At 39.7% G+C, this 21,452-nt stretch carries 16 protein-coding genes; 5 read left to right on the top strand and 11 right to left on the bottom strand.

The window, feature by feature from the left end:
- Positions 1 to 29: 29 nt before the first annotated feature.
- The 4 genes from ACWM1W_RS03825 to sbmA form a co-directional block, all read right to left on the bottom strand.
- Positions 30 to 2,078 (bottom strand): M13 family metallopeptidase, encoded by a 2,049-nt coding sequence (locus ACWM1W_RS03825; protein ID WP_375725780.1) that lies wholly within the window; start codon positions 2,076 to 2,078, stop codon positions 30 to 32.
- Between the two features lie 193 nt (positions 2,079 to 2,271).
- Positions 2,272 to 4,311, bottom strand: coding sequence for a M13 family metallopeptidase (locus ACWM1W_RS03820; RefSeq protein WP_461603302.1), 2,040 nt, complete (start codon positions 4,309 to 4,311; stop codon positions 2,272 to 2,274).
- Positions 4,312 to 4,723: 412 nt separating this feature from the next.
- The gene (locus ACWM1W_RS03815) at positions 4,724 to 5,707 is read right to left on the bottom strand and encodes a hypothetical protein (RefSeq protein WP_214001476.1); all 984 of its coding nucleotides are present in this window, start codon (positions 5,705 to 5,707) and stop codon (positions 4,724 to 4,726) included.
- Between the two features lie 617 nt (positions 5,708 to 6,324).
- A complete protein-coding gene (gene sbmA, locus ACWM1W_RS03810; RefSeq protein ID WP_375725785.1) occupies positions 6,325 to 7,473 on the bottom strand; it encodes a peptide antibiotic transporter SbmA in 1,149 nt (382 codons plus the stop codon).
- A gap of 559 nt (positions 7,474 to 8,032) precedes the next feature.
- On the opposite strand from sbmA, the gene ACWM1W_RS03805 reads away from it, so the two are divergent.
- The 3 genes from ACWM1W_RS03805 to ACWM1W_RS03795 all read left to right on the top strand — a co-directional run bounded on the left by ACWM1W_RS03805 (position 8,033) and on the right by ACWM1W_RS03795 (position 11,064).
- On the top strand, positions 8,033 to 8,227 hold the full coding sequence (locus tag ACWM1W_RS03805) for a hypothetical protein (protein ID WP_004783113.1): 195 nt from the start codon (positions 8,033 to 8,035) through the stop codon (positions 8,225 to 8,227).
- Positions 8,228 to 8,795: 568 nt separating this feature from the next.
- The gene (otsB, locus tag ACWM1W_RS03800) at positions 8,796 to 9,638 is read left to right on the top strand and encodes a trehalose-phosphatase (RefSeq protein WP_214002320.1); all 843 of its coding nucleotides are present in this window, start codon (positions 8,796 to 8,798) and stop codon (positions 9,636 to 9,638) included.
- Positions 9,631 to 11,064: an alpha,alpha-trehalose-phosphate synthase (UDP-forming) gene (locus ACWM1W_RS03795; protein WP_375725779.1), complete on the top strand. Its 1,434-nt coding sequence runs from the start codon at positions 9,631 to 9,633 to the stop codon at positions 11,062 to 11,064. The genes otsB and ACWM1W_RS03795 overlap by 8 nt, the downstream gene beginning before the upstream one ends.
- A gap of 30 nt (positions 11,065 to 11,094) precedes the next feature.
- Here the strand turns inward: ACWM1W_RS03795 and ACWM1W_RS03790 are convergent, their stop codons facing one another.
- From ACWM1W_RS03790 to katE, 7 genes are all read right to left on the bottom strand, one after another.
- Complete coding sequence (locus ACWM1W_RS03790) at positions 11,095 to 12,342, bottom strand: MFS transporter (RefSeq protein WP_034170395.1); 1,248 nt, start codon at positions 12,340 to 12,342, stop codon at positions 11,095 to 11,097.
- 204 nt (positions 12,343 to 12,546) lie between these two features.
- Positions 12,547 to 13,260, bottom strand: a complete 714-nt coding sequence (locus ACWM1W_RS03785; RefSeq protein ID WP_214001479.1) for a glycosyltransferase family 2 protein — start codon at positions 13,258 to 13,260, stop codon at positions 12,547 to 12,549.
- Positions 13,257 to 13,871 (bottom strand): class I SAM-dependent DNA methyltransferase, encoded by a 615-nt coding sequence (locus ACWM1W_RS03780; protein ID WP_214001480.1) that lies wholly within the window; start codon positions 13,869 to 13,871, stop codon positions 13,257 to 13,259. The genes ACWM1W_RS03785 and ACWM1W_RS03780 overlap by 4 nt, the downstream gene beginning before the upstream one ends.
- On the bottom strand, positions 13,861 to 14,646 hold the full coding sequence (locus tag ACWM1W_RS03775) for a PIG-L deacetylase family protein (RefSeq protein WP_214001481.1): 786 nt from the start codon (positions 14,644 to 14,646) through the stop codon (positions 13,861 to 13,863). The genes ACWM1W_RS03780 and ACWM1W_RS03775 overlap by 11 nt, the downstream gene beginning before the upstream one ends.
- Entirely contained in the window at positions 14,634 to 15,617 is a 984-nt protein-coding gene (locus ACWM1W_RS03770; RefSeq protein WP_214001482.1) for an acyl-CoA dehydrogenase, read from the bottom strand. Before ACWM1W_RS03770 ends, ACWM1W_RS03775 begins: the two co-directional genes overlap by 13 nt.
- Positions 15,618 to 15,668: 51 nt before the next feature.
- A complete protein-coding gene (locus ACWM1W_RS03765; RefSeq protein WP_214001483.1) occupies positions 15,669 to 15,878 on the bottom strand; it encodes a hypothetical protein in 210 nt (69 codons plus the stop codon).
- A 57-nt stretch (positions 15,879 to 15,935) separates the two neighbouring features.
- Positions 15,936 to 18,059 (bottom strand): catalase HPII, encoded by a 2,124-nt coding sequence (gene katE, locus ACWM1W_RS03760; RefSeq protein ID WP_214001484.1) that lies wholly within the window; start codon positions 18,057 to 18,059, stop codon positions 15,936 to 15,938.
- Between the two features lie 664 nt (positions 18,060 to 18,723).
- Between katE and ACWM1W_RS03755 the strand changes: the two genes are divergently transcribed.
- Positions 18,724 to 19,221 (top strand): Dps family protein, encoded by a 498-nt coding sequence (locus tag ACWM1W_RS03755; RefSeq protein WP_375725777.1) that lies wholly within the window; start codon positions 18,724 to 18,726, stop codon positions 19,219 to 19,221.
- A 504-nt stretch (positions 19,222 to 19,725) separates the two neighbouring features.
- The gene (locus ACWM1W_RS03750) at positions 19,726 to 21,312 is read left to right on the top strand and encodes a sensor domain-containing diguanylate cyclase (protein WP_214001485.1); all 1,587 of its coding nucleotides are present in this window, start codon (positions 19,726 to 19,728) and stop codon (positions 21,310 to 21,312) included.
- Positions 21,313 to 21,452 lie beyond the last annotated feature (140 nt).

Here is a 21,452-nt window from a genome sequence, read left to right as displayed (position 1 = left end):
ACTTTTGGAACCGAATAAGGAAATCAGACTTACCAGATTTTTACCCGTTTATCTTCTTCCAGATACATTGGATCTTCTTGCTTGACGCTAAAGGCTTCATAGAAAGGTTTCTGGTTAAGTAAAGTGGCACGACCACGAATGGCTGCTGGTGAATGCGGGTCTGTTTTTAATAGCTGCAATGCCAGTTCTGGACGAACTTTGGCACGCCATGCCTGCGTCCAGCCAATATAGAAACGCTGATCTCCAGTATATCCATCAATCACCGGTGCAGGTTTGCCATTAAGAGACAATTTATAAGCTTCATAGGCAATCGCCAGACCTGAGTTATCGGCAATATTTTCACCTAAGGTCAGTTCACCATTGACATGATAGCCCGGTATCGCTTCATAGGCATTGTATTGCTCAACCAGAGCTTTGGTTTTTTCCTTGAATTTTTTATCGTCTTCTTCGGTCCACCAGTTTTTCATGTTGCCATCTGCATCAAAGCGGCTGCCCTGATCATCAAAGCCATGACTGATTTCATGTCCAATTACTGCCCCGATTGCCCCATAGTTCACGGCATCATCGGCATTCATATCAAAGAATGGCGGCTGTAAAATCGCAGCAGGGAAAACAATTTCATTGCCCATCGGATTGTAGTAAGCATTTACCGTTTGCGGCAGCATATGCCATTCTTCACGGTCAACCGGTTTGCCCAGTTTATCCAGCGCGATGTCATAATTGAAACTGTTGGTACGACGCAGATTACCAATCAGGTCGCCATCTTTAATTTCCAGCTTGCTGTAGTCACGCCATTTATTTGGATAGCCGATTTTCACTCTAAAGCTTTTCAGCTTACGGTGTGCCTGTGCTTTGGTTTCCGCGCCCATCCAGTCCAGTTTTTCCAGATTCTGTTCAAATGCCAGCAACAGGTTTTCTACCAGTTTTTCCATGCGCTGTTTCTGTTCAGGCTGGAAATGTTTTGCGACATAGACTTGTGCCAGACTTTCACCGAGTACCGCATTGGTCATATCAACCCCACGTTTCCAGCGTGCCCGTTGCTCGGTCACACCGCGTAAGGTTTTGCTGTACATTTCAAAGTTTGCATCAGCAAATTCCTGACTTAAGTAAGGTGCAGCACCATCAATCAGATGGAATTTGAAATAGGTTTGCCATACATCGAGGGGTGTGCTGCTTAAAATCTTGTTTAAATCTTCAAAATAACTTTTTTGCGCCACAATTACGGTTTTGGTTTTTTTGTCTAAACCCGTCGCTTTAAAATAGGTTTTCCAGTCAAATTCTGGCACCAGGCTTTTGACGTCTTTTAATGTATAGACGTTATACATTTTTTCGAGATTACGGTTCTGCACGTTATCCCACTGAATTTTGGCAATTTCAGTTTCTAACTTCAGAATAGATTGTGCATGTGCAGCCGCTTCTGCCTCTGTTTCACCCGATAGCGTCAACAGCTTAGCAATGTGTTTAACATAAGTTTCACGGGCACTTTTCAGTTTTTCATCGTCTTTTAAATAGTAATCACGATCCGGTAAACCTAAACCACTTTGACCCAAAAACACCGCCATTTGATCAGACTTTTTCAAGTCAGGCATCACGCCAAACTCAAAAGGCGTGCTGACACGGTTTTTTGCATAGTCTGCAAGCAACAAAGTAAAATCTTTCTTGCTTTTCATGGCCTCAATTTTGGCGATATCTGCTTTTAGCGGCTGGATACCTTTTGCATTTAAAGTTTCCATGTCCATAAAGCTGGCATACAAACTCCCCACTTTCTGCTCATTGCTGCCATATTCCGATTTGGTTTTCGCCAGCTCTTCTACAATGTCATGTAATTGCTGGGTCGAATTTTCACGCAAAATTGTGAATGCACCCCAGTTTGGCATATCAGCTGGAATTTCCTCATGCTCTAACCAGTGCCCGTTTACATGCTGATAGAAGTCCTGTTGTGGTGCGATTTTTTTATCAAAATGTTGAAGGTGAATCCCCGAGCCAAGTGCTGCAATAGCGGTTTGATCTGAAGCATAATTTGCAGAGGAAACGGCTAATAAAGCACTTACCAATGCGGTTTTTAGAAAAATTTTCAAAGCTTGCTATCCTCGCGCTTCACTGCGCAGTTAAATTTATCAATACGTGTTGACCTAATAATCAAACACTTAAATCTTTACAAGCAGCATATATGCCAATTTTTAAACTGGTGTTGGCTCTGCCTGCTGGTCGTTTAGATAAAAAAATAGACCTATCTCTTTTCAGATAAATAAACCTGTTTTTTAAAACCTGTTACCAGATGGAGATTCGTTTTTCAGGTGATAAATACATCTTGTCCCCTTCTTTAATCTCAAAAGCTTCATAGAAACTTTGCTGATTGCGGACAGCGCCATTGCCACGCACATGACCAGGTGCATGGCTGGCAAGGTTTAGGCTATTCAACAGATATTCAGGATTACTTTTACTACGCCAGACTTGTGCCCAGCCTATATAAAAACGCTGATCTCCACTAAAGCCATCAATGATAGGTGCTGGCTGACCCTTGAGCGATAACTTGTAAGCCATATGAGCGATCCCTAAGCCCAGGTTGTCAGAGATATTTTCACTTTTATTTAATTCCGCATTCACCTTATGCCCTGGAAAAGCTTCGTATTGTTTATATTGCTCGACTAAGGCTTTGGTGCGTTCATTGAATTTTTTACGGTCGCGCTCGTTCCAGGTTTCTTCACCCTTACCTTTGGCATCAAAGCGGCTTCCTCTATCGTCAAAACCATGACTAATTTCATGTGCGATAACAGCCCCTATAGCACCATAATTCACTGCAGGATCATGACTATCATCATAATAAAATGGCGCCTGCCAGATGGCCGCAGGTAATACGATTTCATTGAGCTTGACGTTATAATAAGCATTGGCTGTTTGTGGCGACATGTGCCAGGCTTCTGGATCAATCGGCTCTCCCACCTGATCCAGTTCACGCTGGTAATTGAACAGCCGGGTCCGCTGAATATTACCAATCAGATCATCTTTACGAATCTCTAGGGCTGAATAATCCCGCCATGTTTTCGGATAACCGATTTTGATATTGATGCTGTCCAGTTTATGCCGTACTTGTTTTTTGGTATCCGAACCCATCCAGTCCGCCTGATCCAATTTCAGATGAAAGGCTTTACGGACGTTTTCTACCATTTCCAGCATGGCCGGGCGCTGGCTTTCATTAAAGTGCTTTTCTACATAAAGCTTGCCAAGCACATTGCCTAAAATACCATTAGTTAGCTTCAAGGCAGACTCATTCCGTGGAGAACGTGCTTGTACACCCTCTAGCGTTTTGTCATAAAATTCAAAATGATGATTTTGAAAAACTTCTGTTAAAAATGGTGAATAACTATTGATCAGGTTGAATTTCAAATAGGTTTGCCAGGTTTCAATTGGAACGACCTTCCATAACTGATCCAGCTGACGCAAATAATTAATCTGCGAGATCGCAACCTCTTTTCTTGCACCTTTTAAGCCCAGTTCTGAGAAATAATTCATCCAGTCAAAAGAAGGCATATAGTTAATGATATTTTTAGTCTCAACGAGATAGGTTCTCACCTCATCATTGCGTAGCTCCACAGCGGACCAGCTAATTTTTGCCAGTGCCTTTTCCAAAGCCAGGATAGTGCGAGCATCTTCAATCGGCTTAGGCTGACCGGCAAAATTCAGGGTATTGGCGATATAAAGCAGATAAGTATTGCGAATTCCCTGTTGTCGAGGCTGCTGACTCAAATAAAAATCACGGTCAGGCATTCCCAAGCCACCTTGCCCTACATACATCATAGCCTTGGAAGAAGCTTTACGGTCCTGATAAAAACGGGTAGAGAAGGGCAAATTCAGATTGATTTTTTCCGCATAGGCAAAAAACTCTGCCAGATCTTTTTTGGTCTTGATACTTTCAATCCGCTGCAGGTCTTGTTGCAATGCCTCAAGCCCAAGTTGTTCCAGCCGATCGGTATCCATATAACAGGCATAGAGATCTGCGACCTTTTGTTCATTGCTACCTTGCGGATACTGTTTTTTAGCCAGCTCATTAAAAATGTTAAATAACTGCTGGGTTGATTTCATACTCACTTCAGCAAATGCACCCGACAATGCCTGATCTTCTGGAATCTTTGCGGTTTTCAGCCAGTTTCCATTCACGAATTGATAAAAATCCTGCTTTGGATCAACCGTCCGATCAATCGCATTCAGATCAATTGCCGATTTTAATGAAGTTGTACTCACTGCATAACTCACAGACGAATGTAGAAATGCACCCACAAGAATCAAATGACTTAAAATATGTTTTCTCAAGCGATAAATCTCATTATTGTGTATGTTAAAAATCAATTAGTTTTTCTTGCTCATTCCATAAGCACAAAACTGAAAATTTTTAAGCAAAAGATATACCAATAATTTCTAGAATATGCCGTTGAATTAGCTTGTATTTAACAGGAGATATAGAAGAGAAAATCTGAGATGGCGATGGGAGATTCACTCTGAAATAAGGTTCGATTTGCAACCTAATACTAATTAATTTTTATTCCTATCAATAGGATAACTATTTATCTTCTATCATTGGTATTCAAAAGAAAAATATTATTTTTAAGTTCGCCTATGCTTAAGAAATACTTTTTTCAATATCACCAATCCTTAAAGTAGATGACTTTTCATGTGCATCTACTCTGCTAAATAAATGATCAAACTGTATGTGAAAATAATAGACTTATTTTAACTGTCTCAACTGATTCTTCGCCCCAGTATGGTTATAGTTGATGGCCAGATTCTGCAGTACTCGTTTAGCCTGAACCTTGGAATTTGGAATACGGTTAGCATAGACTGGAATACTGCTTAAACAGCGTGCCACTAACATGCCCGATTCAGTATAGACACGTGTTCCTTCTGTACCCTGTAATTTGCCATAGTTATAGGCACGCTGGGCATTATTGCAGGCATTGTTCAGGTTCTTACCGCTATTGATATCACGACGTGCAGCTACATACAATTTCATCTGTTGCTGTTGTGGCGTTTCGATACTAGTTGTACGAGCAGCAGGGACAGCAACCACTGTCGGTTCAACAGCAGGTATTTTTATTTCTTTCTTATCGGCTTCTTTTTTATCTGATTCCTTTTTCTCATCTTTGACTGAGGTTTTGGCTGCATTCTTCTCGACAGTTTTATTAGACTTAGTCGTAGTCTTATGGCCCTGATAGAAATGACGCGCTTCAGCTGGGCTTTGAAGTTTGCTCAAGATCCGGACTACACGGGTAGTATTATTCTTATCTAGCTGACGTTCAGCAATCGGCTCAATAGAAACAATCCAGTTTTGCCCTTGAGGCATTGTACATTGATAGGCACCAATGCCTTGGGTGACATAACGGTTTTTGCTTAAACGGTTCTTCTGGGCAGAATCTTTTACTGAAGCTAACTGGCTTTTGTATAACAGAGAAAACTTGCCGCCCTGTTCATGACAGTACTGGCTTAAAGTGGTTCGTGGATAGAGGGATTGTGGCTCTAAATGCTGCTTGGATTTTTCCCATGAATAAACATATTCTTTTGCCGAACCGTCAGCTTGATTCAGGTTTCTTTTAACGATCAGTTCTTGAGGACTTGCATAAGGATGCTGCATATCTGATTTCATTTGCTGAATACTGTTACATCCAGCCAGACTTGCTACACATATTGTTGGAATTATTAATTTTAGCTTCACTGCTTATCTCCCCCAGGCCTCTATAACATATAGCAAATATGCTAAAACAACAATCTCAACAGATTGATAAATATAAAAATATAGTGAGAACTATCACTAAAAATGGGAAATAGAGTGCCTAATTCATCGAGCTTAAAGCCAAATAAATTGATCAAATTAACATTCTTCAATATCAATAAATACGCTGGATTACTCATCAATTGAAAGATGAAGCAGTAGAAAAAAGATATTAAAAAAACCGAAGAAACAGATCAGTTCTCCGGTTACTCATTCAACAAAAATTAGAGATATTATTATCATGGACAATAACGGCAATTATGCTCTCTATCGCTGTCTGAATGAGATTATAATTTGAATAATTTCCTTTACGTACACTAATTGTTTTTATACGCCATATTATTGGAAATTAAACACCACCCTGGCTGGCTTTTAAAATTCTAGACATGAAAAAATAGCTTGAATACCCTAATATTGGGATGTTTGGGTACCACTCATCCTATTTTTTGTACTTCTGCAGATCGTAATTTTCAATTTGATGTTGAATAAAAATTAATCAATAAAAAAGCCAAACCTATGCTGGTCTGGCTTTTAAAATTGTCTATGAATATAAGAAAAAATTAATCGAGATGGGATTCAAATGCTTTCAAACGTTTATAGATGGAGAGCAATTCAATAATCGTAGGCCAGGATAAAATCAGATACTGGAAAGACTCACGAACCTTACCGAAAACATTCAGGATCTGCATCATCAAACCGAGTGTAATCGCACCCGCGGCAATACTTGGAAACAAAATAAATAATCCGTAAATATTGTCCAGTTGTAGATACCAGATACGAACCATATTGAAATAGGCATAGTGGAAATACAAACGGAAATAATTCTTACGTACCCGGCTAAACAGTTCTTGCAAGGTAAGCGGGTGAGCACGATCAGCATAATCTTCACCATAAACCAGCTCTTTACGATAAGCCGCTTCAACTTTCTGATTATTGAATTCCAGTCCAGGGAGTTTCATTCCGACAATCATTAAAATCACGGTACCCAGAACTGCCCATCCGATCGACGCCCACATTAATGCATGCGGTATTTCACCGACAATCGGCAATACTTTTACATGACTCGATAACTCATACAGGATTGGCAGGAAAGCCATTAATAGCATCAGAGATTCAATAAGTGAGACACTCAGCTGTTCCGTAGTTTTGGCAAAACGCATGGTATCTTCCTGAATACGTTGTGACGCCCCTTCAATATGACGTAACTTTTCCCAATACGCCGTATAGTAGTCATTCATCGCCGTACGCCAGCGGAATACATAATGACTGACAAAGAACAGATTAAACACCGCCAGCGTGACATAGACCATGGCAATATAAATAAAGGTCAATGCACCTTGATATAATAGGCTGACATCTCCGCCCCCTTGGGTGAGCATATTCTGGATCTGGTCATAGAACGGGCTATACCATTCATTTAAGACGACATTAACCTGCACCCCAAACCAGATATTGAACAGGATAAAGGCCGAGCCCCACACGGACCAGCGCTGCCAGGGATGTTTCGTTTTAAAATACCAGAAGGTAGCGAATATCGCGGTACTTACAAAAAACCAGAGATAGAACCAGAGAAATTTTGGCGCCCAGAAACGGCTGATTCCTATCGGCATTTTAAGATCATGATAACCTTCAGTCATACCTAAATAGACACCCCAGCCTGATCCACCACTATGCCAAAGGCCAAGATTGATCAGAAACCACAGTACCAGACTACTAAAAAATCACACTGGTTGTGGAAAAAATGACTTAAACATTGGGGCTTAATTCTCCTTATAGATGTACGGATCATCCAAATGACGCACAGTTTATTCTTATTTTCAGACTTTCAACGAACTGCAGCATAAATTTGCAATTCAATGTAAAAAATTACATACAAACACAAAATCGCTAAAGCCAAATTAATATCAGATTATATGATTCTTGCTTTAATAGTAGCGCATAACGTATGCAATAGAATGAAGGAGATCATGACTGGCCTGTCAAAAAGTGACAAGTAGATATTGCGCTAGATTGACTATTTGACGCCGTTTGTCTTTTTCTCTTCTTTTCGTCGGTAAATGGACTAAAAATGTTCGAGTTTAAGAAACACAAATCGTTTGAAAGTTAAATCTTAATCTTTAGCTCTTTAATTTACTGGATTAAGCGCTTTTTAAGAAAAAACTGATCGACTTGTTGACTTATGTCTCGGTTTTTCAAAAATTAGTTAAATTTGCAAAAATCATGTTAAGATTAAAAAACAGCGAAGTATCAATATTTGGGAATAAAAATATGGAAAGTTCTGTGATTGAATTACTTAAGCCAGTGACCTTGGAAAAGGAAAACTGTCACCCGATTATTTTTGAAGCTGGTACTGTTTTAAAAGTTGTGATGCAAACGCCTACCAGCCTTTTAGTTAGTAATGATGATGACTTTAACTTTACTATTCCATTGAAAGATGAGAACGATGTTTGGAGAGAGCTATAAGCACTCTGCTCTCCTCTTTATGGGGTTATGTCTACACCTAGTCTCTCAACGATATAACCCTAACTCTTCTATGTAGCACCAAGATTTTATAATTTATACTTCCTTTCAAAACCGGCTTTAATAAAAAATTAATAGGCTGCGCTATATTTCTATTTTATATTAAATGTGTTTTCAAATATTTCTAATTTAATGCCTATTATTTAATAGAAAGCTGATGAATTAATTTCTAAAAATATAAATCAAAACCATTTTTCACATTAAATAATCAAAAGAGTCTTATTTATAGCACTCAAAATTACTCAATCACTTAATATGCACAACCTTAAATATCATTATTAATATATTAAAAATCACTGAAAAATTATTTTACAAATATACAAAGAATATCAATCTTTCCTACTGAATATTTCCAAATTTTACAAAGTAACTTTACATGTCAAAAGTGTTTCTTTTCTGCGCCTAACGCCATTTTGAAAAATAGAATATGTTATAAAAATAATTAGATTAAAAATCACACAGTTTAACTCTAATTTTTAATCTACTTTATATCATGTACTTAGGTGGATTTATGTCAGACATGCATAGGGAACAAAATTTAGAAGATTCATCTAGCTCATCTTATATATCGCCAAAGATGATTTTAAATGATTGCAACCTGAATATGGACTCAAATCAGGTTGTTTTATTTCTTGATATTGACGGAACAATCTCTGAATTTCACCCAGATCCAGATAAAAGTATAATTCATCCTGAAATTATAAATATATTGAAAAATTTACAACAATATATTCAGCTGATATTAGTTACTGGTCGTTCGATTTTACAAGCACAAAAACTTATTCACCCTCTGCAATGGAATATCGCTGGATCACATGGTCTGGAATTAATCTATCAAGCTGATTTAAAGACATTAATCTCTTTAAATAAGCCGCAGCTACAAGCCCTAAAACAATATATTCAGGAACAGGCAGTTCAAATCCCTGATTTGCGGATCGAGGTTAAAGATTATTCTGTTGCGCTACATTTTCGTGAACATCCTCAACTAGAAGATCGCGTACATGCTTTTGCGCTGGAATGTCTCAACCAGTTTTCCGACTTTGAGTTAAAAGCTGGCAAGTATGTTTTTGAACTGGTGCCCAAAGGCGCCAATAAAGGTTCAGCGATTCAACAGATTATTCAGCAATACCATCTCACTGATCATTATCACATGTTTATTGGTGATGACCTGACCGATGAAGCCGGATTCAAGGTCATCAATGCCCTTCACGGCTGCTCAATCAAAGTAGGCCTTGGCCAGACCCTAGCACGGTACAGACTGGAGAACGTCTCTCAAGTTCAGGCCTTCCTGAAAGAATTTTTAAATGTAATTGAAGTACAAGAACAACAACCATTGGAGAAATCACATGTCTAAACTCATTGTGTTATCAAACCGTGTGAATCTACCTAACCCAGAAAGTATGAAGGCTGGTGGATTGGCTGTTGCATTGCAGGATGCATTGCATGATATAGGCGGTATCTGGGTTGGATGGAATGGCTCCAGAGTTGACCAGAACAAGGAACAGAAATTTCAGATTCTGAAACATCAGAATGTGGAATATCATATCAGTGCACTGAGCGAAGCCCAGTACCAGGGTTATTATTGTGGTTTTTCTAATAATGCCTTATGGCCATTAATGCATGACCAGCATCAACGTGTTGAATATCAGCCACAGGATTTTAAAACCTATAAAGATGTCAATTTGCGTTTTGCCAAACACCTGAAACAGGTGGCTTCACCGCATGACATCATCTGGATTCATGATTATCATTTCCTGAGTGTGGCGCATTACTGTCGTAAATTAGGCATGCGCAACCGGATTGGATTCTTCCTGCACATTCCTTTCCCAGAACTGAAACTTTGGCAAACGCTGCCTCCTTATCAGGAACTGGCCCGACATCTGGCAGATTTTGATGTCATTGGTCTGCAGACTCCACGCGATCAGGCCAACTGTATTGATTTCCTGGAACAGGTATTAAATATTCAGCATCGCAATGATGAAATCCTGAGTTATCAGTCTAAACGGATTTATGTGAAGGCTTATCCAATCGGTGTACATCCGGCGCAGCTTCAGAAGCAGGCTGCTGAGAGTCAAGTCACTGACCTGCCCTTTGATCTGGATAAAGTACATGCCCATAAGACTATTATTTCGGTTGACCGGATTGACTACAGTAAAGGGCTGCTGGAGAAAATTCATGCATTCCAGGAGTTACTGGATGAACAGCCTGAATTTAAAAATCAGTTCCAGCAATTACAGATTGCCTGCCCATGCCGACTGGATGTGAACAGCTATAAAAAACTTTATGAACAGTTCCAGGCCGCAGTGCAGAATTTAAATCATCAGCATGGCAATGCAAACTGGCTACCTTTTGACTGTAGCTATGACACTTTGGGTCATGAAGCCCTGATGCAGCTTTACCGTAAGGCAGATATTTGCTGGGTGAATTCAATCCGTGACGGGATGAATCTGGTGGCTAAGGAATATATTGCTGCGCAAGATCCATTGGATCCAGGGGTATTGATTCTGTCTAAATATGCCGGGGCTGCCGAGCAAATGAAAGAAGCCTTACTAGTCGATCCTTATGATCAGGACAGTATGGCCAAAGCCTTGAAAAGAGCCTTGCGTATGCCTAAGTCGGAACGTTTGGAACGTTACCGCTATTTACAGCAAGGCTTGAAGAATTTCGATATCATTCGCTGGCGTGATCAGTTCCTGTCTGATCTGAAAAAATCACAAAGCTTGCGAATTTATCGACCAGTGGCCAAAGGCATTTCGACCCAGTTCAATATGCATGCCTAAGGTCTGAAAGCCCATAAAAAAACACCAGCTTTATGCTGGTGTTTTGTGGTCTAGGCCGGCAATAAGACCTTCTGCTTTTTCTGATTCTTTGTGACCGGCAGTCAGATGGTTCAGGACTACAATGCTCATTAAAGCAACTGCGATGACTGTGAACACTAAACGTAAGCCGATAATTTCACTACCGAAACCTACCAGCGCTGGCCCGATCAATGAACCGGTATAAGCAAATACCGATACATAAGATAATGCTACATGAGAAGCCATAGATTTTTGGCGGCCTGCACGAGAGAACATTAACGGAACGATGTTGGCGCTACCTAGACCCAAGATCGCATAACCAGTTAAAACGACTTGCCATACTGGTGCAAAGATCACCATAAATAGGCCTGCTGCAGCCAGCAAAGCACTTAGTAAGATAGTAGTTTTTTCACCCAAGCTTTGAATGATGAGATGACCGCTAAAACGTCCAAGCACCATCAAGCCAGCAAAGAAACTATAAGCCAGACCGGTATGCGCTGCAGGTACGTTAAACTGGGTTGCCAGATAAATACCGCTCCAGTCCATCGCTGCACCTTCAGACAGGAAGGATACAAAACAGATCAGGCCAATACCTAAAATTGCGAATGTTGGTAGCGCTTTTTTCGCAGGTTTTGCTGTAGTTGTATTAGTTTCTTCTGTAGTTGATGACTGACCACCCAAGCAAAATGGAATTGCCAGCATCGCAATCGCAAGCAACATTACACTTACAACCAGTGCGCCAGTTAAAGGTGCCAGACCAAATCCCATTAACGTGGTCATGCCCAATACACCAACCAGACCACCCAAGCTACATACGCCATGGAAACCCGACATCAAGCTTTTATCCATGAGTTTTTCAATCTGGGCAGCCTGAATATTTACGGTTACCCCCAAAGCACCAGCACTGGCGCCAAAGAAAAACAGGGTAATTGCCATCATCAAGCTGGTAGGACTAATCGCTAGCGCTGGCAAGATGAACAGAAATGCAGCCAGAATAACAGCCAGTACTGTACGGCAACCAAACTTGCTCGCCATACGACCTGCCAATGGCATGGCCAGCATTGAGCCAACTCCGGCACATAGCAAAAGTAAACCAAAGTCAGCATGGTTCAGCAATAAGCGCTGCTGCGCATAAGGAATTAATGGTGCCCAGGCAGCTGTACTAAAACCTAGACTAAAAAAACACAGTGCAGTGGCGATTTTCTGCCAGAGATACGGTGATGGAGACTGAAGACGAGAAATTAGCTGTGAATTTAACATTGTCATTCCAAAAGAAAGAGCTCAGGCATCCATTACCGATCATCCATAGAAAAACCCCGCGGACTTATAGCTGAAAAATATAAGTAGCAGGGCTTAATTTGTGTGAATTATAAACAGAATTTTTCTAAATGAAATAGCTCTTAGAAATGAATTTTTAAATTTTTTACAAGTAATTGATTGTATAAAATTTATAATTTTATAGTTTTATTTGTATATGCTGATCGGTTTTTTCATTGCTTCCTGTAACTCAAGATTTTGTAAAAAACAGGCGAAACCTTCAGCAACTTTTGACTGTAGCCGACTACTGGTTGTTACCCTTAATTGATTGGACCAGGTAATATTGACTCCTGCCTGTTGTAAACGGCGAACAAAGTCGACATCTTCATGACAATCTAACTGGTTAAACCCATCAAAATTATTATATATACTTGTTTTAAAACATAAGTTTGCACCATGAATATGCCGATGATCCATTTTGTCCTGATAGTGACCTAAATATTTCAATCGGGCTTCCAGGCTAAAATTTTTCCATTCGTCCACTTCAACGACCCCACAAATTGCGTCAGTGGGTTGGTGCTGCCACATGACCTTGAACCAGTCCTCCTGAACATATGAATCCGCATCGGTACAACAGATCCAGTCGCATCCTTGTTCAATTACTTTTTGAATTCCTAAATGACGGGTCTTACCCACCGAACGAAAGTCACAACTAATGACTTCTACCCCCAGTTGCACGGTTTTGATCGCGGTTTGATCGGTACAACTGTCTAAGACAACTAAAATCTTAATCTCGGGAATATTTCCAGATGAACCAAGGTATTGATAAAATTCAAATTGTGCTTTTTTTAAGACCAGCAGGCAACGTTCTATATAGGCTTCTTCATTACAGGCAGGAATGACCACACCAATTTTATTCATTTAAGGCCCTCTTGCTCTGCCACAGACTGTGGGCTATTTATCCAGACATCAACCAGAAAATCAGGTTCCTGAAGTTGTGAACATTTTTTATAAGGCAGGTGAGTATTTAGATGGTCATGAGTATCATCACCAGTAAAGCTAAAACCTGAAATCGGTGCCCGCCAGTGACAAGCCAGAATACAGCCTTCTGCATCAAGGGCGTGCTGCAGCCAGTGGGTCAATTTTTCTAAAGCGGCCTGATCCAGATAATATAAAACCTCACTCAGTACAATTAGCTGGAACTTACGCTCTGGCAAGTCTTCCGGAACAATGCCTTGGACAAAATTGACATGAGAATAATCTTGCAGACGTTGTTGCGCCAGCCGGATCGCTGTCGTATTGGCATCCAGACAGATGAGTTCTCCGGTATGAGGAGCTAGTTCCTGACTTAGCATGCCATTACTACAACCGACTTCTATGGCAGATTCAAAATGCAGTTTGGGCAAGAGCGCTTTACAAATCTGACGTTTACGCTGTTCATACCAGCGCTGTTCATAATGCCATGGATCTCCCTGATTCAGCGCATATAAAGCATCAAAATAGGCATGATCATAAGTTGATTTACTGTTCATACAGATAAACCTCCCATGGCTGTAAAACACGCTCCAGTGCATGTTCAGGGACAATCGGTGCCTGTTCTGTCGTCGGGTCATTCTCAATCTGACTCTTGAAACATCGTGCAGCTCGGGCTTTACATTTTAATTCTTCATCTGTCAGCCTGAGTTTGTGCGCAACAGCCCACGGAATTCGAGTGTCTCCTGGTGTGGCCCAGTGCCATGCCCAAATTAAAACTTGAATATAAGGTAACTGTAACTCAGTCGCGAGCTGCTGGACGACCTGACCGGTTATTTCATGGTCTGGATGCCCATCATGAACAAAAGTCGTAACCAATATATCATTAGGCTGCAAATACGAATGCAATTGCTGTTTGAGCAAACCTCGCTGCTCGGCCACTTTTCCATCCTGAATATCCAAAGCAATCCGAAGAACCGGCTGTTCTAAGGACAATTCTTCCAGAGCCTGACGCGTTTCTGCTGGACGAATTTGGTTCAGTTCTTCTGGCGTATACAGACTCGAACCGGGATGGCTGGCCGTACCATTAGTTACTGCAAACAGTACAATCTTATAGCCGAGTTTATCCAAACGTTGCATCAGTCCACCACATCCCAGAATTTCATCATCCGGATGCGGTGCCACAATACAGACTCTGGCATCTACAGGAATTACACTGGAAATATCGAATTCTGGCATCTGCTGTAATATTTCGCAGTTACGCCAGTCTTCTACCCGTGTCCCTTCCCCATGGATCACACGATCTTCGACAATCTCATGTTTTAAAGTGCCCATAGTTTTTCCTCCTGTGCGCTTAGCTCTCCAATACGCTCAAGATCAAAGGCAGCATGGCTTTGACGGATAAATACCGGTAGATCTACTGCGAGCTGGGCAAAATAAAAATTGGTACAATAAGGCGCTGCGCCAAGCGCTTTTCCAACCTGGTTCAGTACATTTAATGCAGTGGCTTCAACCTGCGCGCGCAAAGCCTGAATCTGAAGTTGATGAGGAAATTTAGGTTGCTGGTCAATCAATTCTGCAACCCGATAAAACAAAGCCTGAGTAGCTAAAAGATCACGGCTGATTTCACCCAGATACATGGCTTTATACATATGCGGTTTTCTTAACTGTTCCTGCTGCAGATATTCAGCAAGAGCTACTGTCGCACCATACCAGCAAGCAGCAACGCCTGCTGCTCCATGCCAGAATCCTACCCGATCCAGATATGCATGTGGATCAGCGACTTTTTTGACAGGAACCTGATTAAATTCTAGTTGTGCAGTGGATGTATGCTGCATTCCCACAGCTTGCCAGACAGTATAATCATGCTGAATACCAGGCTGCTGCATATCTATAATTAGCAATTGAGAGTGATTTTGTTCATCCCGATAAGTCAGTAAGCCTGTCTCTACCCAGCTAGAAGCGGAACACCAGGTCTTAATGCCAGTCAGCTTATCTTCATTCAGCTGCAATGGTTGAGGCCCGCCTTCTGCTGCCCAGACTGCCCAAAGCTGATGAGGATGTGCCGGAATATTTAATTCATGCAGAATCGCAATTGCATCCAGATGCGACTCAAATATTTTGCCCAGACTTAAATTGGTTGCCGAGATCTGGCTTAAAATTTGCCAGCGTTTTAAAGTTTCCCCTGATGCAGGAAAAGGAACCTGATCCGAAAGTTGCACCAGTTCCTTCAAAGTCGTTTGAATATTTTCTTTAGGTTCTAATGATGAATTTTTAAATCTTTCTAATATTGAACTGAGGTCCATAAAAGTGCTTCCTCAAAAATATCGATATTGTGGTCATTTGATGAAAGCCAGTTAAGGAAAAAGTCTTTTCATCTGTTTTAAACGGGTCATCAGTCCTAGTACCTTACGGCGTGCCATAATTTCTTCTTCACTAAAAGGCAATTTTTCTCTAAGTTGACTCATAGGTAAATGGTTATGTTCGATCAGATAAATATCCTGTTCCCTGCTCCATTGCGCATTTTGCATCTGTGCCAGTAATTTTTTAGGATCTGGTCTCGCCATAAAAGTTTTATTCCTTGAAATAGAGAATAGAAGCCGAAGCTTCTATTCTCATGGTATTTATGCAGGAATTGTTTCTGAGATCAATTCACGCGCCCAAACACGATGATTCATGATCAAGGTCTTAAAGGTTTCTTGCACGGTATCGAATTGAGAATTTGCCAAGGTACCTTCATCGCTGATCAGTTTTAAGTCTTCAATCAGCTGACCTTTATCTCCCAGGAAGACAATCGGTTTCAGGTGCTTATAAGCTTCAAGCAGATAGTGAGTCGCGATACCATCTTTCAGCACCATCTCATAGTTATCACCATCCACAATGACTACAGCATCATAGGCAATCGACGGTTCAGCTTTCTGCATACCATCAGATGAGATCACTGTACCTTGCTGGCTCAGAACTGGTCCTGGACGAGGTGTTAACACATCAGCCACAGCACTCTCTGATTCAGCCCAAGCCTGTACAGCTTTAATACTGGCTTCATTGGCTTTGTCATGTGCCAGAATCGCGATTTTACGTGCCTTAATATCGGCAGGTTTAAACGCTTCAAAAGACAGACGCTTAGAAATCATTACATCAGGCAGTTTTGCAGCTTTTTTCTCAGCTGGGATTTCAATACCCAATTGATCCGCGACTTGTTGAGCCAGCGTCAAGTCAATATTGCACAGCACTTCAAGCACTTCACGTTCACGGATATTTTGGCGCTGTACTTTACTCAGTTCGAAGACATAGGCATCAATAATATGCTTCTGCTCATGCGGTGCCTGGCTTTGATAGAATAAACGGGCATGAGTGAAGTGATCGTTAAAGGACTCACTACGCTGGCGGATTTTATGACCGTCAATACGTTCCTGATAGCTTTCGAAACCACCTGCCTGAGTCGCACCTGGTGCTTCAGCTGGCCAGTTGTCATCAATCGAGTTTGGTTCGTAGTTGGCCTGTCCGGTGTGAATAAGACGTTGATGCAAACCATCACGCTGATTGTTATGGAATGGGCAAACCGGCTTATTAATTGGAATCTGATGGAAGTTTGGACCACCCAAGCGGCTCAGCTGAGTATCAGTATAAGAGAACAGTCGTGCCTGTAGTAGCGGGTCGTTGGTAAAGTCAATGCCTGGTACAACATGCCCTGGACAGAAGGCTACCTGCTCAGTTTCACCAAAGAAATAATCAACATTACGGTTCAACACCATACGGCCAATTGGAGTCACTGGAACCAGTTCTTCCGGAATGATTTTGGTTGCATCCAGCAAGTCAAAATCAAATTTCATTTCATCTTCTTCAGGAACGATCTGTACACCTAATTCCCATTCCGGGTAATTACCTGAAGCAATTGCTTCATATAGGTCACGACGATGGAAATCCGGATCCTTACCTGCCAGTTTTTGCGCTTCATCCCATACCAGCTGTGTCAGACCTTGTTTAGGCGTCCAGTGGAACTTCACAAAAACAGCTTTATTTTCAGCATTAATTAAACGGAAGGTATGCACACCAAAACCTTGAATAGATCGTAAATTACGTGGAATTGCACGATCCGACATTGCCCACATCACCGCATGTGCAGATTCAGGTACAAGAGAGACAAAGTCCCAGAAAGTATCATGTGCTGACGCACCTGATGGAATCTCGGTTTGTGGTTCAGGTTTCAGCGCATGGACAAAATCAGGGAACTTGATGCCATCCTGAATAAAGAACACTGGCGCATCGTTGGCTACTAGGTCAAAGTTACCCTCATCCGTATAAAACTTGGTCGCAAAACCACGAATATCACGTACCGTATCTGCTGAACCGCGAGGACCTTGTACTGTAGAGAATCGAACAAAGACTGGAGTCTGAGCACCGGTATTGGTTAGAAACCCGGCTTTAGTCCATTTTTCATTGCCTGGATAAGCTTCAAAAAAACCATGTGCCCCAACACCACGTGCATGCACAATTCGCTCTGGAATACGCTCATGATCAAAATGGGTAATCTTTTCACGGAGAATAAAATCCTCCATTAAAGTTGCCCCACGAACGCCCGCTTTTAGACTGTTCTGGTTATCCGAAATCTTGACACCTTGGTTGGTAGTCAGTGTCTGTTCGGTTGAGTCGCTACGATATGCATCAAGCTGCTCACTTTTTTTATTGGTATTCTGCTTATCTAAACCATTTTTACCTGTGGCTGGACTGTTCGCCTTAATTTTCATGACATTTTCCTTGCTGATCTTGAGTTTAGTAAAGTCTTTTTTTGCCTATCTCAAATTCGCTTGAGTTTTATTCAACATCTTGCCGTTTTTACAGAAAAATAAAGTTCCACTTTTATCTGTATATGGTGAGCTGTTGCTGAGTATGAAAATCTTTTTATTGATTTCGTCTGTATCCCTAACATAACGAGATTTGACGAATACATTGCTGAGTCTTTGTAGTGGCTTGTTTAATAAAGGCACAGTTCTGTTATTTTTCTTAACTACACAGTTTTTTTACCGAGTAACGATCACAAAGTTCGAAAAATTTAAAGCTGATAGTTTTTACTAAAAGATAAAATCATGAAATAAAGGCTTAATCATCTAAAAGTGAAAACAATTTTTTAAAAAAACTGATCCAGACATTTGAGTTTTATAAGGTAAAATTAATTTCTTTATACAGTTACAATCCTGTCACCAGGCTATACAGAACGCCTAAACTTATATCTTTGCCCGTCCTATAAACTATATAACTCAGAAGTACTTAAATTATTTCCACATATAAATAGTGGCAAAAATCTATTTCATATAAAAAGTCATGTTGCCAAGATTTCCTATCTTTTCAGCCATGACTGGCAAACTTCTATTTTAAAAGATATCTCTCTACAAAATTGTTAAGGAGTAAAACATGGGCTCTTCAGAAAAAAATGCTAAAGCTATGAAAATTGATATTGGTATTTCTTACGAAGACCGTGCCAAAATCGTCGAAGGTCTATCTAAATTATTGGCAGACAGCTATACCCTCTATTTAATGACCCACAACTTTCACTGGAATGTCACCGGACCACAGTTCAATAGTCTGCACAGCATGTTTATGACCCAATATACCGAACAGTGGAATGCTCTTGATCTGATTGCAGAACGTATCCGGGCCTTAGGCTTTGCCGCACCCGGCACTTACCAGCAATTTGTTAAGCTGACTGCTATTAAAGAAGTAGAAGGTGTACCAGATGCCCAAGAAATGTTGCGTTTATTGGTAAATGCTCATGAAACGGTAGCTCGTACCGCACGCAATCTTTTTGAAGTTGTTGATGCAGTCAACGATCAACCGACTGCAGATTTAATCACGCAACGTCTTGATGTGCATGAAAAAACAGCCTGGATGTTAAGAAGTACTTTAGAGTAATTAATTTTTCTCATTGAGAAAACAACTGTAAAATCAGAAAATTAGCTTTTCCTAAAATGAATAAGTGTTCAAATTTAATTGATATCCTTTTGAGCACTTATTTATCCCACCTTTCACCCTATAGTGAAGGCTTTGAAAAATAAATATTTACCTTTTAAAAGATTATTTTTAATCAATAAATCTTTATTTATTATCTATTTAATTATATTAGGTTAGATAGAAAATTTAGCTTTTAAGTAAAATTTTCTTATATTATAAAAATATAATTTTTACTAAATCAGTATTTTATTATTTTTTTGATCTTAGTCTTTTTCCATATCTTTTAAATATATTGAAAAAATGGACCACACCATTTCTGCTTACAAAATAAGCAACAGATTAAGCTTCAAAAATGCTTACAAACTGAATATTATTCATCTAAAATAGAGAACCACATCACATAATATAATTATTGAAATATATTGTATACATTTTGTATTTCTGAAAGATTTAAGGGATTAAGTTATGAGTGTTCAAAAGTTGCTCATTTCACTCAAACTTAATTTACGTAAATTGATTTTAATCCTTTTACTTGTGAGTCTGGTGATTCTTTTTTCAATTACATTGATTGTGAGCAATGTAATTCACCGACAGCAACTGATTAATAATTCTCTTGCAACTAATTATGAGTATGCAGCTAAAGTTGCTTCTATTTCTGATTTATATTTTAAAAATATATTTAATGATTTAAGTCTCAGTGCCAATATTATTAATAATGGCTTTCATAATGAGCAGTTATTAAAAACTGAATTAAACAGATTGATTCAACAATCTAATTCTTTTAGCAGTGTTTTGATCAGCGATGCAGATGGTCATGTCATCGAATATGCACCTGAAACCTTGAAATTAGATAAAGTTGCGATTATCCGGTCTTTGGGCTTTAGCAAATCACTCGAATCAAAGAAGCCTTATATTTCCTCACCATATTATTCATTAAAAGGTAATCTAGTCGTCCTGGTTAGTTTTCCCATCTTTGATCAGAATAATAAATACCAAGGCTTTATTGCAGGGTTTATCTATTTACATGAAGAATCCTTATTAAAGACACTTTTAAGCGAAAATTATGGTTATAAAAATAGCTATTTATATGTTTTTGATAAAGAAGATAAAATTATTTATCATCCAGAAAGAGAGAAAATTGGAAAAACATTCCAACACAATACCGGTTTAGCTTATATGGAGTCTCATAGCTCAGGAAAAATAAAATTAAACAACGATATGGGAGTTAGCGAACTAGTAAGTTTTGCAAAAATTCCTACGACTAACTGGACCGTGGTGTTTCAGCAGCCTACAGAAGATTTATTCGCCCAAGCCCGTCTTCTTGCCTACAAAGTGATTGGCACAATTTTTGTTATCTATATTATTATCTTTTTAATCATCTGGCGTATTTCAAAATTTATTACCTCTCCATTAAATGATCTTGCCAAAATGGCAAGTCATTTGAATGATCCAGGTATCACTGAAAAGATTAATCATATTAAGCCTTGGTATTTTGAAGTTTTTAAATTCAAGAAGTCCCTATTATCTAGCGTAAACGTTTTTAATCAGGAAATCGAAGAACTTAAACAGGACACTTTAACCGATCCTTTAACCGGCTTTTATAATCGCCGTGGCTTTGAACTATTTTTAAATGATTTGATTAGCAATAAAATTTATTTTGCTGTGGTGGTTTTAGATATTGACTATTTCAAGAAAATTAATGATCGTCATGGGCATGATATGGGTGATGTGGTATTAACCAAAGTTGCCGGATTCATTCGGGAAAGTTTTCGTGAACAGGATATTTGCTGTCGGGTCGGCGGTGAAGAGTTTATTATTCTTGCGCCAGTTAAAGAGATTTCACAAGCCACTAAAATTGCTGAAAGATTAAGGCACAAACTGGCATCGACTTATTTACTAGAAGTTGGTGTAGTGACTGCCTCACTTGGTATTGCACACTGGCCTTTAACTTCTTCTGATATTAAAGAAGTTTTAAAACAAGCAGATACAAATTTATATCAAGCCAAACATTTAGGGAGAAATCGTGTGGTGACAGGTGAAAAAAGTGCCTAGTAATAATATTTTTATACAGTTATTAAGTAGATAATTTAAATATATTATTTTGTTATTGTGTTATAGCGTTTAGATCTTTAATTCCAAAAAACAGTATAATTTCTCTAATACTTCTAGGTTTATATAGAGGTTTATACTTA

It is taken from the genome of Acinetobacter sp. TW_SC_4, assembly GCF_054861205.1.
Note: the sequence above shows the minus strand (reverse complement) of the source record. Positions and strands in the feature narration are given on the sequence as shown.

Coding starts and splice junctions, on each gene's coding strand:
- ACWM1W_RS03805 (WP_004783113.1), top strand. CDS start 8,033: ATGGAAAGTTCTGTGATTGAATTACTTAAGCCAGTGACCTTGGAAAAG.
- otsB (WP_214002320.1), top strand. CDS start 8,796: ATGTCAGACATGCATAGGGAACAAAATTTAGAAGATTCATCTAGCTCA.
- ACWM1W_RS03795 (WP_375725779.1), top strand. CDS start 9,631: ATGTCTAAACTCATTGTGTTATCAAACCGTGTGAATCTACCTAACCCA.
- ACWM1W_RS03790 (WP_034170395.1), bottom strand. CDS start 12,342: ATGTTAAATTCACAGCTAATTTCTCGTCTTCAGTCTCCATCACCGTAT.
- ACWM1W_RS03785 (WP_214001479.1), bottom strand. CDS start 13,260: ATGAATAAAATTGGTGTGGTCATTCCTGCCTGTAATGAAGAAGCCTAT.
- ACWM1W_RS03780 (WP_214001480.1), bottom strand. CDS start 13,871: ATGAACAGTAAATCAACTTATGATCATGCCTATTTTGATGCTTTATAT.
- ACWM1W_RS03775 (WP_214001481.1), bottom strand. CDS start 14,646: ATGGGCACTTTAAAACATGAGATTGTCGAAGATCGTGTGATCCATGGG.
- ACWM1W_RS03770 (WP_214001482.1), bottom strand. CDS start 15,617: ATGGACCTCAGTTCAATATTAGAAAGATTTAAAAATTCATCATTAGAA.
- ACWM1W_RS03765 (WP_214001483.1), bottom strand. CDS start 15,878: ATGGCGAGACCAGATCCTAAAAAATTACTGGCACAGATGCAAAATGCG.
- katE (WP_214001484.1), bottom strand. CDS start 18,059: ATGAAAATTAAGGCGAACAGTCCAGCCACAGGTAAAAATGGTTTAGAT.
- ACWM1W_RS03755 (WP_375725777.1), top strand. CDS start 18,724: ATGGGCTCTTCAGAAAAAAATGCTAAAGCTATGAAAATTGATATTGGT.
- ACWM1W_RS03750 (WP_214001485.1), top strand. CDS start 19,726: ATGAGTGTTCAAAAGTTGCTCATTTCACTCAAACTTAATTTACGTAAA.